Origin of the sequence: Arthrobacter sp. SX1312, assembly GCF_002929295.1 — a bacterium.
Lineage (GTDB): Bacteria > Actinomycetota > Actinomycetes > Actinomycetales > Micrococcaceae > Arthrobacter_D.
Genome location: NZ_PJIM01000001.1, coordinates 855,643 through 869,340 on the forward strand (window position 1 = coordinate 855,643; position 13,698 = coordinate 869,340).

The 13,698-nt window shown below is 71.1% G+C and carries 10 protein-coding genes; 3 read left to right on the plus strand and 7 right to left on the minus strand.

The window, feature by feature from the left end:
* On the minus strand, positions 1–1,247 hold a 1,247-nt coding region (locus tag CXQ92_RS18045), incomplete at its 3' end, for a discoidin domain-containing protein (RefSeq protein WP_258069698.1).
* 673 nt (positions 1,248–1,920) lie between these two features.
* Here CXQ92_RS18045 and CXQ92_RS04080 point away from each other — a divergent pair.
* A complete protein-coding gene (locus tag CXQ92_RS04080; RefSeq protein ID WP_104165473.1) occupies positions 1,921–2,148 on the plus strand; it encodes a DUF3072 domain-containing protein in 228 nt (75 codons plus the stop codon).
* 96 nt (positions 2,149–2,244) lie between these two features.
* On the opposite strand, the gene ribA is transcribed toward CXQ92_RS04080, so the two are convergent.
* Positions 2,245–3,633: a GTP cyclohydrolase II gene (gene ribA / locus CXQ92_RS04085; RefSeq protein ID WP_104165475.1), complete on the minus strand. Its 1,389-nt coding sequence runs from the start codon at positions 3,631–3,633 to the stop codon at positions 2,245–2,247.
* Between the two features lie 73 nt (positions 3,634–3,706).
* Positions 3,707–4,636 (minus strand): LysR family transcriptional regulator, encoded by a 930-nt coding sequence (locus CXQ92_RS04090; RefSeq protein WP_104165477.1) that lies wholly within the window; start codon positions 4,634–4,636, stop codon positions 3,707–3,709.
* Positions 4,637–4,780: 144 nt separating this feature from the next.
* Here CXQ92_RS04090 and CXQ92_RS04095 point away from each other — a divergent pair, with 144 nt between their 5' ends.
* Positions 4,781–8,314 carry a bifunctional proline dehydrogenase/L-glutamate gamma-semialdehyde dehydrogenase gene (locus tag CXQ92_RS04095; protein ID WP_104165479.1) on the plus strand — a complete coding sequence of 1,178 codons (3,534 nt, stop codon included), beginning with the start codon at positions 4,781–4,783 and terminating at the stop codon, positions 8,312–8,314.
* Between the two features lie 39 nt (positions 8,315–8,353).
* On the opposite strand, the gene CXQ92_RS04100 is transcribed toward CXQ92_RS04095, so the two are convergent.
* A complete protein-coding gene (locus CXQ92_RS04100) occupies positions 8,354–9,466 on the minus strand; it encodes a glycosyltransferase (RefSeq protein WP_104165481.1) in 1,113 nt (370 codons plus the stop codon).
* A gap of 116 nt (positions 9,467–9,582) precedes the next feature.
* Here CXQ92_RS04100 and CXQ92_RS04105 point away from each other — a divergent pair, with 116 nt between their 5' ends.
* Complete coding sequence (locus CXQ92_RS04105; RefSeq protein WP_104165482.1) at positions 9,583–10,626, plus strand: YeiH family protein; 1,044 nt, start codon at positions 9,583–9,585, stop codon at positions 10,624–10,626.
* A 62-nt stretch (positions 10,627–10,688) separates the two neighbouring features.
* Here the strand turns inward: CXQ92_RS04105 and CXQ92_RS04110 are convergent, their stop codons facing one another.
* From CXQ92_RS04110 to CXQ92_RS04120, 3 genes are read right to left on the minus strand one after another with little or no spacing between them, the layout of a single operon-like run.
* Entirely contained in the window at positions 10,689–11,840 is a 1,152-nt protein-coding gene (locus CXQ92_RS04110; RefSeq protein WP_181033581.1) for a D-alanine--D-alanine ligase family protein, read from the minus strand.
* Between the two features lie 5 nt (positions 11,841–11,845).
* Positions 11,846–12,889, minus strand: a complete 1,044-nt coding sequence (locus CXQ92_RS04115) for an NAD(P)H-dependent glycerol-3-phosphate dehydrogenase (protein ID WP_258069699.1) — start codon at positions 12,887–12,889, stop codon at positions 11,846–11,848.
* Positions 12,886–13,692, minus strand: a complete 807-nt coding sequence (locus tag CXQ92_RS04120) for a 1-acyl-sn-glycerol-3-phosphate acyltransferase (protein ID WP_104165484.1) — start codon at positions 13,690–13,692, stop codon at positions 12,886–12,888. The genes CXQ92_RS04115 and CXQ92_RS04120 overlap by 4 nt, the downstream gene beginning before the upstream one ends.
* Positions 13,693–13,698 lie beyond the last annotated feature (6 nt).

The following is a 13,698-nucleotide window of genomic DNA, read 5'->3' on the forward strand; positions in this document are numbered from 1 at the left end:
AGGTTGATCTCCGCGGCGCTGCTCCAGGGGCCACGGTTTCCGGCCTCGGAGGTCGCGGTCAAACGGATGTACCGGGCGCTCACGGCCGGGAAGTCAACCGTCTTCTCAGCGATGGTGTCCGCCCAGGCGCCGGTGGCGACGACATTCCAGGTGGTCCCGTCGGAACTGGCTTCGATCGAGTACTTCCCGATCCGCCCGTTTCCGAGGTCGGGACGTGGCAGGTAGGCGAGGCCGCCGATGCCGCGCGCGGCCTTCGTGTCGATGGTGATGCTGTGCGGCAATGGCGCCGCCGGCGCCGGCGAGTACCTGCTGTGCCAGATCGTCGCGGTGTTGCCGTCCAGCACATTGGCCGCACCGTTGTTCGCCCGGGCGGTCTCCGCGTCACTGGCCGTAGCCGTCCACCCCGTCCGCGGCAACACCCCGGCGGGTGGGGCCGGTTCACCTCCGAAAAGGTTGATCTCCGCGGCGCTGCTCCAGGGGCCACGGTTTCCGGCCTCGGAGGTCGCGGTCAAACGGATGTACCGGGCGCTCACGGCCGGGAAGTCAACCGTCTTCTCAGCGATGGTGTCCGCCCAGGCGCCGGTGGCGACGACATTCCAGGTGGTCCCGTCGGAACTGGCTTCGATCGAGTACTTCCCGATCCGCCCGTTTCCGAGGTCGGGACGTGGCAGGTAGGCGAGGCCGCCGATGCCGCGCGCGGCCTTCGTGTCGATGGTGATGCTGTGCGGCAATGGCGCCGCCGGCGCCGGCGAGTACCTGCTGTGCCAGATCGTCGCGGTGTTGCCGTCCAGCACATTGGCCGCACCGTTGTTCGCCCGGGCGGTCTCCGCGTCACTGGCCGTAGCCGTCCACCCCGTCCGCGGCAACACCCCGGCGGGTGGGGCCGGTTCACCTCCGAAAAGGTTGATCTCCGCGGCGCTGCTCCAGGGTCCACGGTTTCCGGCCTCGGAGGTCGCCGTCAACCGGACGAACCGGGCGCTGACCGCGGTGAACGCCGCCGTCTTCTCCACGGCGGTGTCCGCCCACGTTCCGTTCGCCACCGGCTGGCTCCAGGTGACGCCGTCGATGCTCACCCGGATCTCGAAGCTCCCGATCCGCCCGTTCCCAAGATCAGTACGCGGAAGATAGCTCAGCCCCGCGATACCCCGCGCCGCCTTCATATCGATCGTGATGCTGTGCGGCAACGGCGCCGCCGGCGCCGGCGAATACCTGCTGTGCCAGATCGTCGCGGTACTACCGTCCAGCACATTAGCGGCACCGTTGTTCGCCCGGGCGGTCTCCGCATCACTGGCCGTAGCCGTCCACCCCGTCCGCGGCAGAGGGGCGGGAGCGGGCTCCACCAACGCAGCCGGAAGCACCGTGCTGTGATGCAAGGAGTTCGATGGTGAGGACTCGTTCGGTCCGGCGAGCACGCCATGATGCACGTGGGAACCGGCAGGACCGGTGCCCGTGGATGGACCCAAGGTTCCGCATCCGACGACGAGCAGAAGCACCATCAGGAGGACCGGCCCTCGACGAACACCGCTCCGTCGGACCGACCCGGCCCCGGAGCCGCCCAGCAGCTGCGTGATCCTGGTGATGTGAGCGGACGTTCGAGACTCCACGTGGTGCCATCCTGTTCCCCGGCAAATGCGACAAAAGACCTGCTTTTGACACTAGGAAGACGGCGAACAGTAATCACGAGTGGGGTCTACTGGAGGTGGGCGAACGGATCACCCGCACTCCTACCTCCGAACGAAGGCACTTACTCGGAAAGGATGGTTGCGGCTACGCAGATGAACGGGGGCACTATCCGGTCGGGTCGGCGCACGTACATCGGAACGAGCTCGGCGGGCTGGCCCGTCGCCCGCACTCCCCGAGGATGTCAGAGACACTAAGTAGACTGATGGTTCACGCTGTTCACGACGAAAGGGAACTCACATGGCAGACACACTGGGAAGTCCGGAATCCGAGCCCGAGGGCGGCTTCGAGCGCGATCCCTCCGACTGGGTCACCGGCGACGAGCCGATGACGGCGGCACAGCGGAGCTACCTCGACACGCTGGCGCGCGAAGCGGGCGAGGAGATCCCCGCCGACATCAACAAGGCCGAGGCCTCCGAGCACATCGACCGTCTGCAGGGCAAGAGCAAGAGGGTCAGCGACTCCTGACCTGATCTGGTCCCACTCCTCGGGTCGGCCGACCGGGAAAGTTCGAATACTCCCGCTCGACCGGTCCGGAGAGTGGGACCAAGCGTTGGACGTCCTCTACCTCACGCCGGCGAAATTGAACTCCGTACAAATGTCCTGACCGAAGACGAAGCGCCGCACGGGTGCCGTCCGTGCCTCGGCGAGCGCGTCGGAGCCGGTGAAGCGGATGCCGGGGACGCCGTCGCCCACGAGCACCGGCGCCGTGGTGAGGTACAGGCGGTCCAGCAGCCCGGCCTCGAGGAAGCGGGACACCGTGTTGCCGCCGCCTTCGATGAGGACCTTCTCGAGTCCGCGCGCCTGCAGGATCCCCAGGATCCGCTGCGGCGCGAAGTCCTCCGCGCCCAACCGCACCACCTCCACGGAGGGCGGCAGTCCGTCGGGGGCCATGGCGTCGGTGCCGATGATCCAAAGGGTGGGCACGCTGTCGTCGGCCAGGACCCGCGCCTCCGCTGCCACCTTCGCCGACGCATCCAGGACCACGCGCACGGGGCTGGTGCCGGGTACGTCGCGCACGGTCAGCGAGCAGTCCTCCGTGAGGACGGTCGACGCTCCGACGACGACGGCGTCGACCAGCGCGCGCAGGCGCTGGAGGTGTCCGTGGTCGCCGCGTTCCGCGTGGAGACCTGAGTCACCGGAGCGTGAGGCGATGAAGCCGTCGAGGCTCTGCCGCAGCTGTCCGACGACGAGCGTCCCGGACGCCGCCGCGAGGTAGCCGTACCGGTGGGTCAGTTCCTCCGCCTCGCCCGGCGCGGGCGCCGGGGGGACGGCGCCGTCGAGCAGGGACCTCCAGGCGTCGGCGGACGGTGGGGTGTCGTGCCGCATCCGGGCGCGCTTCGTCGCGAGGTAGCCGGCGTTCTCCGACCGGTCGGACACGGCGAGGCCGCGGCGCTCGACGACGTCGATCCCGAGGTCCTCCAGTGCCTCCTCCTTGGCGGGGTTGCCGGAGAGCAGGCGGACCGCACGGATGCCGAGGTCCTGGAGGATCTCCGCCGCCTGGTCGTAGCGCCGGGCGTCGACGGGCAGTCCCAGCTCGGTGTTCGCGTCCACGGTGTCCACGCCCTGGTCCTGCAGGGCGTAGGCCTTGAGTTTGGCGAGCAGTCCGATGCCGCGGCCCTCGTGGCCGCGGACGTAGACCAGGACGCCGCGCCCTTCCCCGGCGATGACGGCGAGCGCGGCGTCGAGCTGTTCCCCGCAGTCGCAGCGCCAGGAGCCGAAGGCGTCCCCGGTGAGGCATTCGCTGTGGACGCGGACCAGGGGCGGCGCCTCCACCGTGCCGTGCGCGCCGTCGTCGATCCCCTGAGCGAGCGCCACGTGCTCCGTGCCCGCGCCGTCCCGGTAGCCGATCATGCGGAAGGTCCCGTGCCGCGTGGGCAGCACGGTCTCGACGACCCTCTCCACGGTCGCCGGGACGGGTGCTGATGCGTGGTGTGTGGACTGCAGGGACATGGAACAACCTTAGGAGCGGAGCGTGGTGGCGCGAAAAGCAGGTCTGCTGGAATCAACGGGCTGTGGAGGCGATTTATTGCTGTTCCAGCTGCAGGGAGGAGGGACGGCGCACATCGGCGGCGGCGCGGCCGAGGACCTCGCGGACGGCGAGGACGGCGGGACGGCGGGCACCCGCTCGCCGCGCGGAGGTGAAGATGGAGCGCCGCGGGTCCTCGGCGAGATCGAGCAGCTGCACGGGCACGTCGCGGCCCGTCCAGACCAGTTCCGGCATGAGCGCGACGGCGTTACCTGATTCGATGAGCCGGATCTGCGCCTGCAGGTCCGCCGTCTCGTAGCGGACGTCGGGCTCGAAGCCGGCCCGTCGGCACGCCTGCTCGGCCCAGTGCCGCGACGCCGCTCCCCTGGGTTCCATGACCCAGGCCGCACCGGCCGCCTCCGCCACCGAGGCGATGCCGGCATGGCGGTGGCCCGCCATGGGCACGGCGAGCTGGATGGCGTCCTGCGTCAGCGCCACGTGGTCGAGTTCGGGGTGGCGCGGAGCGGCATGCCCCGGGTACTCCTCCGCGATCACGAGGTCGAAGTCCCGGGCGAACGTCTCGTAGAGGGCGGTCTCCGGCTCGCGCTGCACCATCTCGACGCGCACGTCGGGGTAGTCGAGGGTCATGGCGGTCAGGGCATCCGGCATCAGCGCGAGCGCGGCCGACTGGAACACCGCGACGCGGACCGTCCCGGACACGGTGGTCAGCGAGGCGGCGAGGTCCGCCTCGGCCCGTTCGAGGGTCTCCAGCAGCTCCGCGGTGTGCGCGACGAGGACCTCCGCCTGGGGCGTGAGGACCACGCGGCGTCCGGTCTTCCGCAGCAGCTGGACACCCACCTCCCTCTCGAGCTGGGCGAGCTGCTGCGACACGGAGGACGGGCTGTAGCTCAGGGCCGCAGCGACATCCGCGAGGGTCCCCCGGATCTTCAGTTCACGGAGCAGACGGAGCCTGCGCAGGTCGAGCATCGACTTCCTATTCCTTCGGGCCTACTGACGAATACCGTTCGGTATTCATCGCTTTTCCTAATCGTACGGTGCGGCCGATACTGGGGAGGAAGTAGCTGCTTCACCCTGCGCCCGGCGCGAGCCGTCCGACCGAAAGCCGTTGCCATGACAACCCAGATCCCGCCCCGCGAGGGCACCGCCGGCACCCCGGCGTCCACGGAGCCGTCGATCGCCGACCCGAGCGCCGACGTCGAGCCCGCCTCCTTCTCCGCCGGCCCCGGCGGCACCACGGACATCCCGGCAGCGCTGCCGGATGCTGCGATCGCCCTCGTGCGGCGGTGGCTGACCGATGCGGCGCAGGTCCCGGTCGATTCCTCGGCCAAACAGCTCGCCGGCGTCCTCAAGGACCCGGACGGACTGGCGTTCACGGTCGGCTTCGTCGACGGCGTGATCCGCCCTGAGGACCTCGCGGTCGCGGCCCGGAACCTCGGGGCCATCGCCCCGAAGGTGCCCGCCTTCCTCCCCTGGTACATGCGCTCCGCCGTGAAGGTGGGCGCCGCCGTCGCCCCCGTCCTCCCGCAGGTCGTCATCCCGATCGCCCGCCGCGTGCTGCGCGAGATGGTGGGGCACCTCATCATCGACGCCTCCGACACCCGGCTGGGCCGCTCGATCGGGAAGATCAGGCGCGACGACATCCGCCTGAACATCAACCTGCTGGGCGAGGCCGTCCTCGGCGACCACGAGGCCGACCGCCGCCTCGCCGGCACCGTCCGCCTCCTCGAGCGGCCCGACGTCGACTACGTCTCCATCAAGGTCTCCTCGACGGTCGCCCCGCACCCCGCCTGGGCCTTCGACGAGGCGGTCCGGCACGTCGCCGAGAAGCTCGCCCCCCTGTACACGATCGCGGCGCAGGCCGGGACGCCGAAGTTCATCAACCTGGACATGGAGGAGTACAAGGACCTCGACCTCACGATCGCGGTGTTCATGGACATCCTCGACCGGCCCGAGTTCACGCACCTCGAGGCGGGCATCGTCCTGCAGGCGTACCTCCCCGACTCCCTGGCCGCGATGATCCGGCTGCAGGACTGGGCCGCTGCCCGGCGGGCCCGGGGCGGAGCGGGGATCAAGGTCCGCGTGGTCAAGGGGGCCAACCTCCCGATGGAGCAGGTGGAGGCCTCCCTCCACGACTGGCCGCTGGCCACGTGGGGCTCGAAGCAGGACTCGGACACGCACTACAAGCGCGTGCTGAACTATGCCCTGCAGCCTGGGCGCATCGACAACGTGCGCATCGGCGTCGCCGGCCACAACCTCTTCGACCTCGCCTTCGCCTGGCTGCTGGCCGGCGAGCGCGGCGTCCGCCACGGCATCGAGTTCGAGATGCTCCTGGGCATGGCGCAGGGGCAGGCCGAGGCCGTGAAGCGCGACGTCGGCTCGCTGCTGCTCTACACGCCCGTGGTGCACCCGGGCGAGTTCGACGTCGCCATCGCGTACCTCATCCGCCGCCTGGAGGAGGGCGCCAGCCAGGACAACTTCATGTCCGCGGTCTTCGAGCTCACGGAGAACGAGGCCCTCTTCGAGCGGGAGAAGAACCGTTTCCTGGCCTCCCTGAAGGAGCTCGACACGGCCATCCCGGCGCCGAACCGGCAGCAGGACCGCAGCGTCCCCGCCCCGGCGCACCCCGGGACCGGGTTCTCCAACACCGCAGACACCGATCCCTCGCTCCCGGCGAACCGCGCCTGGGGCCGGGCGATCCTCGACCGGGTGGCCACCTCGGAGCTCGGCAACGACGTCGTCGCCGCGACCACCCTGACCCGCACGGAGGACCTCGAGGACACGATCGCGGGCGCCGTCGCCGCGTCGGCGTCCTGGGGCGCGCTGACCGGGGCCGAGCGCGCCGTGGTCCTGCACCGGGCCGGGGACGCCCTGGAGGCGCGCCGGGCCGATCTCATGGAGGTCATGGCCGCCGAGACCGGCAAGACGCTCGACCAGGCCGATCCGGAGATCTCCGAGGCCGTGGACTTCGCCCACTACTACGCCGAGCGTGCCCGCGAGCTCGACGACGTCGACGGCGCGTCCTTCTCCCCCGTCCGGCTCACCGTCGTGACACCGCCGTGGAACTTCCCCGTCGCGATCCCCGCAGGCTCCACCCTGGCGGCCCTCGCCGCGGGGTCCTCCGTGATCATCAAGCCGGCACCGCAGGCGCGGCGCTCGGGCTCCGTCATGGTCGAGGCCCTGTGGGCCGCGGGCGTGCCGCGCGAGGTCCTGCACCTGGCGCACCTCGACGAGGGGGATCTCGGACGGCAGCTCCTCGCCGATCCCCGCGTGGACCGGGTGATCCTCACCGGCGGGTATGAGACCGCGGAGCTGTTCCGCTCCTTCCGGCCGGACCTGCCGCTGCTCGCGGAGACCTCCGGCAAGAACGCCATCATCGTCACCCCCAGCGCGGACCTCGACCTCGCCGCGAGGGACGTGGCGCAGTCCGCCTTCGGCCATGCCGGCCAGAAGTGCTCCGCGGCCTCCCTGGTCATCCTCGTGGGCAGCGCGGCCACGTCGCAGCGCTTCCGCAACCAGCTGCTCGACGCCGTCGCGTCCCTGTCCGTGGGCTACCCCGCCGACCCGTCCACGCAGATGGGTCCCGTCATCGAGCCCGCCGCGGGCAAGCTCCTGGACGGGTTGACGACGCTCGGCGCGGGCGAGTCCTGGTTCATCGAGCCGCGGCAGCTCGACGACTCGGGCCGCCTGTGGAGTCCCGGCGTCCGCACCGGCGTGCGGCGCGGGTCCACGTACCACCTCACGGAGTACTTCGGCCCGATCCTCGGCATCATGACCGCGGCCACGCTCGAGGAGGCCATCGCACTGCAGAACGACATCGACTACGGTCTCACCTCCGGCATCCACTCCCTCGATGGCGGGGAGATCGCCACCTGGATCGACGGCGTGCAGGCCGGGAACCTCTACGTCAACCGGGGCATCACCGGGGCGATCGTCCAGCGCCAGCCCTTCGGCGGCTGGAAGAAGTCGGCCGTCGGTGCGGGCACCAAGGCGGGAGGCCCCAACTACCTGGTGGGCCTCGGCGCGTGGGCCCCGAGGCAGTCGCAGGCACAGGGCCGGCCGTTGCCCGTCGTCGAGCCCCTGCTCACGGCCGCCCGCGCGGCCGGGCTGCCCGCGGCCGACGTCGCCCGTCTCGAGCGCGCCGCGGCGTCCGATGCGGCAGCATGGACGAGCGAGTTCGGCTGCGTGAAGGACGTCTCGGGGCTCGCGGCGGAGCGGAACCTGTTCCGCTACCTCGCACACCCGGTGACGGTCCGCCTCGCCGCGGGTGCCCCGATCGCCGACCTCGTGCGCGTGCTGCTCGCGGCCCGCGCCGCCGGTGCCCCGGTGACGGTGTCGAGTGCCGTCGACCTTCCCGTCGCGCTCCGATCCGTCGTCCTGGCGCAGGCGGAGGGCGTCACCCTCGAGGACGACGACGCCTGGCTGGCCCGGGCGGCGTCGCTCACGGCGCGTCGCGTCCGGCTGATCGGCGGCGGGGCCTCGGCCCTCGCCGAGGCGACCGGCGGGCGTCCCGACCTCGCGGTGTACGCGCAGCCCGTCACCGAGTCGGGGCGGATCGAGCTGCTGCCGTTCCTGCAGGAGCAGGCGATCAGCATCACGGCGCACCGGTTCGGGACCCCCGACGCGCTGACGGACAGCATCCTCTAGCGCGTCCCTCCGCGGTGGCGGCTCCCGGCGACGGGCGGGCTAGACCGCGGCTTGCCGTGCGACGTCCTCGAGCACCTGTGCTCCCTTGCGTGCCCCCTCGGCGGCCCGGAGTCTCTCACCGATCCGGGCCGCGGCCGCAGCGTAGCGGTCCGTGCTGAGGACGGTCATGAGCGCGTCGGCGACCTGCGCCTCGGAGGACTTGCGGCTCAGGGTCAGGCCGGCGCCCGCCTCCTGGACCACCTTCCCGATCATCGGCTGGTCGAGCATCGGGTGCATGGGCAGGATGAGCATCGGCAGGCCGTGGGCGAGGGACCGCATCGTCGTGGCGTGGCCGCCGTGCCCGACCACCATCGAGCACCGGGGCATCAGTTCGGTGTGCGGGACGTACCGATGGATGGTCACGTTCGCGGGGGCGGACAGCCGGGCCGGGTCGACGGCCGGTCCCGTCGTCACTGTCACGTCGACGGGCAGGTCCGCGACGGCGTCGAGGATCCGCTGCAGCACCTCGGGCTGGCCGGGGAAGGCGATGGTGCTGAGGCTCACGAGAACATGGGGTGTGTCCGGCGGAGTCGCCGGCGCGGTCACGTCCACCGCGGCACCCGCCCACACCGCTGTGCCCGAACGAGGAGTGGAGGCCGCCGGATCGAGGACGGGGTCCGCGCAGACGAGCGTCGCGAGCGCGTGTCGTGTCACCTGTCGCGGCCCCCGTCCCTTCAACCGTGCCAGTAGCGCGACCGGGTCGCGCCGGAAAGGGCCGTCGAAGTAGGCATAGAAGCTGTGCACCAGCGACACGTAGGCGAGTTTCTGTTTCGCGGCGGTCCCGAGGGCACCGAGCAGCAGGCAGTCGATGACCAGCAGATCCGGCGGATCGCGGCGGGCTTCGCTGACCATGTCACGAGCAATGCCCGGGTCCATGATCGTGGAGAACCAGTTGATGATGTCACGCAGGGCGGAGACCTCGACCGTCGGCGTCATCGGGGCGATGGAACGGTATGCCGTGAATTCCGCACCGGTGGCTTCCACTGCCTCCGCCTGCTCCGCGTGCCCCAGGAAGCGGACAGTGTGCCCCTGGCGCATCAACTCGCGACCGATGAGGAGGGCCGGCGGAACATTGCCACCGGCGTCGAGCGTGACGAAGAGGAAAGTCGACATGGTGTCCCCCGGGAACTCGTCGGACCAGGCTGGGGGAAGAGACTACTGCTCCCTCCGCCGTGGAACAATGACCCGAAGCCCCTTCTCCCCTGCCCACCTCCGAAAGCAGCCCCGTCATGCCCCCGATCCGCCGCTCCACCCTCGCGCGGGCACGGACCGGGTCACTGCTGCCGGGGTTGGCCGTGGTCGCCGCAGGGGTGGCCGTCGCCGTCTGGGCCGGATCGGTACAGTCCGTCCTCGGCGCCCTGGTGATCGCCCTGGTGCTCGGTGTCCTGCTCGCCAACTCCTCCCTGTATGCCCCTTCTCTCCGGCCCGGCGTGACGGCGGGCACCAAGAAACTGCTGCGGGCCGGCGTCGTCCTGCTGGGTCTCCAGCTCGCATTGCCCGACATCGTGGCGCTCGGCCTCCCGGTCCTCGGCCTGATCGTCGCCTGCGTGGCACTGAGCTATGTCCTCACGCTCCAGCTGGGCCTTCGCCTCGGGCTCACCCGCGCCGGCGCCACGCTGATGGCCGCCGGCTTCTCGATCTGCGGGGCCTCCGCCATCGCGGGTCTCCAGGGCGTCGTGAAGGCCGACGACGACGAGACCGCCGGCGCCGTCGCGATGGTCACCCTCTACGGCTCGCTCATGATCGTCGTCCTCCCCGTGCTGGGCGGCCTCCTCGGGCTGAGCGAGGACCGGTTCGGGATGTGGGCCGGCCTGGCCGTCCACGAGGTGGCGCAGGTCGTGGCCGTCTCGGGTACCGCAGGAGTCACGGCGCTCGCCGTCGCGACGGTGGTCAAGCTCGGCCGGGTGCTGATGCTGGCACCCGTCGCCGCGGTGGCATCCCTCGGGGAACGACGGCGCAGCGTGGCCCGGGGCGCGGCTGCCGGACCGGAAACCGCACCACGGAGCTCGCCCCGCCCGCCCGTGGTGCCGCTGTTCGTGGTGGGCTTCCTGGTCATGGTAGCGGTGCGGTCACTGGGCGTCCTGCCGGATCACGTGCTGGAGACAGGCCGCACTGTCACCACGATCCTGCTGGCGGCCGGCATGTTCGGGCTCGGTGCGGGCATCGACGTCCGCCGCCTGCTGCGGACCGGAGGACGCTTCGCCGCCGTCGGTGCCATCTCGACGGTCCTGCTCGCGGGAGGCTCACTCCTCGGGGTGCTCCTGCTGGCCTGACCGCCGCGTCAGCGCGCCGTTCCGCCCGCCGGCCCTGCTCACCGGCCCTCCTGACCGGAGACTCAGCGCAGGCCGGTACCCCGCTCGAGCGCGAGCCCGATCAGCTCATCGATCAGCTCGGTGTACCCGAGCCCGGACTTCGCCCACATCTGCGGGTACATGCTGATGGGCGTGAAGCCGGGCATCGTGTTGATCTCGTTGATCACGAGGCGCCCGTCCGGCGTGTAGAAGAAGTCGACGCGGGAGAGCCCCTCCCCGCCGATCGCGTCGAACGCGTCGGCCGCCAGGAGCCGGACGCGGTCGATGACGTCCGCCGGGAGGTCCGCCGGGCAGGTCAGCTCGGCGGCGGCGCCGTCCACGTACTTCGCCTCGAAGTCGTACCAGGCGTGGTCGCCCGGCTGCATGGCGATCTCACCGGGCAGCGAGGTGCGCGGGGCGTCGAGCCCGCGCCCCTGCAGGACCGCCACCTCGATCTCGCGCCCGTGGATCCCGGCTTCGACGATCACCTTCGGGTCGAACACGCGGGCGGCCTCGATCGCCGCCCGGATGCCGTCGACGTCGTCCACCCGCGTGATCCCCATGGACGAGCCGGCGCGGGCCGGCTTCACGAACAGCGGGAACCCGAGCGCCGCGACGCGACGCACGGCGGCCTCGGCGTCGGTGCGCCACTGGCGGTCGGTGACGACGTCGTACGGGCCGACGTCGAGCCCGGCGGCCTCGAACACGACCTTCATGTAGTGCTTGTCCATGCCGACGGCGGAGGCCAGTACACCCGCGCCCACGTAGCGCATGTCGGCCATCTCCAGCATGCCCTGCAGGGTGCCGTCCTCGCCGAACGGGCCGTGCAGGAGCGGCAGGACGACGTCGACACCGCCGAGGCTCTCGGGCACGGACCCGGGAGCGGCGATGAGCAGTTCCTGGCCCGTTCCGCCGTCGACCGCCGAGCCCATGACCACGGCGTGCTCGGTCGCCATGACCTCGGGCAGGACATCGGAGCGCAGGGACCACGAGGCCGGATCCGCGGACACCAGGGACCACTGCCCGGAGCGCGTGATACCCACGGGCACGACGTCGTAGCGGGTGCGGTCGATCGCCTCGAGGACGCCGGCGGCGGTCACGCAGCTGACGGCGTGCTCACTCGAGCGGCCCCCGAAGAGGACGAGGACGCGGGGCTTGCCGGAGCTCGCCGGGGTCTCGGCGGGCACGGTGCTCACGGTGGTCACGAGGTGTGATCGCCTTCCGGCTTGAGGTTGCGGGCCAGCAGGCGCGGCCCGAGGTCGTTGACGGACAGCCGTCCCTGGAGGACGGCCACCACGCTCTCGGTGATGGGCATGTCGACGCCGCGCTGGTTGGCGGCGTCCAGGACGGCCTGCGCGGACTTGATGCCCTCGGCGGTCTGGTTCATCCTCGCCGTCACCTCGTCGAGGCTCAGCCCCTGTCCCAGCAGGTGCCCGGCGGTGTGGTTCCGCGACAGCGCCGACGAACAGGTGGCGATGAGGTCTCCCATCCCGGCCAGGCCTGCCATGGTCTCCCTGCGTCCCCCGAGGGAGACGGCCAGGCGGGTCGTCTCGGCGAGCCCGCGGGTGATGACGGAGGCCTTGGTGTTGTCGCCCATGCGCCGGCCTTCGCAGATGCCGACGGCGAGGGCGATCACGTTCTTCACGATGCCGCCGATCTCCACGCCGATCACATCCGTGGACGTGTAGGGGCGGAAGTAGGAGGCCGTGCAGGCCGCGGCGATCCAGGCGGCCGTGTCGTGGTCGACACAGGCGACGACGGACGCCGTCGGCTCCTCCCGGGCGATCTCCATGGCGAGGTTCGGACCGGACAGCACCGCGATCCGCCGCTCGGGCAGCGCGAGTTCCTCCGCGATCACCTCGCTCATGCGGGCGTCGGTGCCGACCTCGAGGCCCTTCATGAGGGAGACGACGACGGCATCGGGAGCGATGAGGGGACGCCACGCGGGCAGCTGGGCGCGCAGCGACTGGGCCGGCACGGCGAGGACCACGAGGCTGCTGCCGGCCAGGACGGCCCCGACGTCGGCGGACGCCGAGATGTTCGCCGGGAGCCGGGTCTCCCCGAGGTAACGCGAGTTGCGGTGCTCGGTGGTGATCTCGGCGGCCACCTCGGGCCGGCGGGACCAGAGCATCACCGGGGTGTCCGGGGAGGCATCGGCGAGGACCTTCGCGAACGTGGTCCCCCAGCTGCCGGACCCGAGGACGGCGATCTTCGCGGGCCGCATCGCGTGCGCGTCGGCCGTCATCGTTCGCCTCCCGGCACCGGTCCGGCGTCGTCGTCTCCGTCGACGCGGCCCTCGCCGTCCGCGCGGCCCTCGAAGTCGCGGCCGGTCATCTTCTGGTGCTTCAGCGCCGGATCCCAGCGCTCGGCGGGAGGTTCTTCGCCCCTCAGCTCTGCGAGCAGGGCCGTGATGGCCACGAGGATGCGGTCGGTGGCCGCGTCGAGCGTGGTCCTCGTCAGCGGGGCGTCCCGGAACTCGGAGAGGTCCACGGGATCACCGACGAGCACCCGGACACGCTTGCGGGGGAACAGGTGGAAGCGCTTCGCGTAGCGGGGGAAGACCTCCTGGGCGCCCCAGTGGGCGATGGGCACCACGGGCGCGCCGGTCTGGAGGGCCAGGCGGGCGGCTCCGGTGCGGCCCTTCATGGGCCACATCTCCGGGTCCCTCGTGAGCGTGCCCTCGGGATAGATGATGATCCCGCCACCGTCGGCGAGCGCCGCCCGGGCGGCCTCCAGCGAGCGGTTCGCCCCCGCGGAGGTGCGCTCGACCGGCACCTGCTTGATGGTGCGCAGGATGAACCCGACCACGGGCACCTCGAACAGGCTCGCCTTCGCGAGGAACCGCGGCATGACGTTCTGGTTGTAAAGGAAGTGCGAGATGACCACCGGGTCGATCTCGGTGACGTGGTTCGGGCACACGATCATGCCCGTGCCGCGCGGCAGTTTCTCCTGCCCCCGCCATTCCTTGGCCATCAGCCCGTTCATGACCGGCCTCACCCAGAGGGAAAGGAACGTGTACATGGCGCGTGAGCCCCGTGACTCCCCCATGCCGCC

What these genes read in the sequence shown, in the direction of transcription:
- CXQ92_RS04080 (WP_104165473.1), top strand. Translation starts at nt 1,921, where the DNA reads ATGGCAGACACACTGGGAAGTCCGGAATCCGAGCCCGAGGGCGGCTTC.
- ribA (WP_104165475.1), bottom strand. Translation starts at nt 3,633, where the DNA reads ATGTCCCTGCAGTCCACACACCACGCATCAGCACCCGTCCCGGCGACC.
- CXQ92_RS04090 (WP_104165477.1), bottom strand. Translation starts at nt 4,636, where the DNA reads ATGCTCGACCTGCGCAGGCTCCGTCTGCTCCGTGAACTGAAGATCCGG.
- CXQ92_RS04095 (WP_104165479.1), top strand. Translation starts at nt 4,781, where the DNA reads ATGACAACCCAGATCCCGCCCCGCGAGGGCACCGCCGGCACCCCGGCG.
- CXQ92_RS04100 (WP_104165481.1), bottom strand. Translation starts at nt 9,466, where the DNA reads ATGTCGACTTTCCTCTTCGTCACGCTCGACGCCGGTGGCAATGTTCCG.
- CXQ92_RS04105 (WP_104165482.1), top strand. Translation starts at nt 9,583, where the DNA reads ATGCCCCCGATCCGCCGCTCCACCCTCGCGCGGGCACGGACCGGGTCA.
- CXQ92_RS04115 (WP_258069699.1), bottom strand. Translation starts at nt 12,889, where the DNA reads ATGACGGCCGACGCGCACGCGATGCGGCCCGCGAAGATCGCCGTCCTC.
- CXQ92_RS04120 (WP_104165484.1), bottom strand. Translation starts at nt 13,692, where the DNA reads ATGGGGGAGTCACGGGGCTCACGCGCCATGTACACGTTCCTTTCCCTC.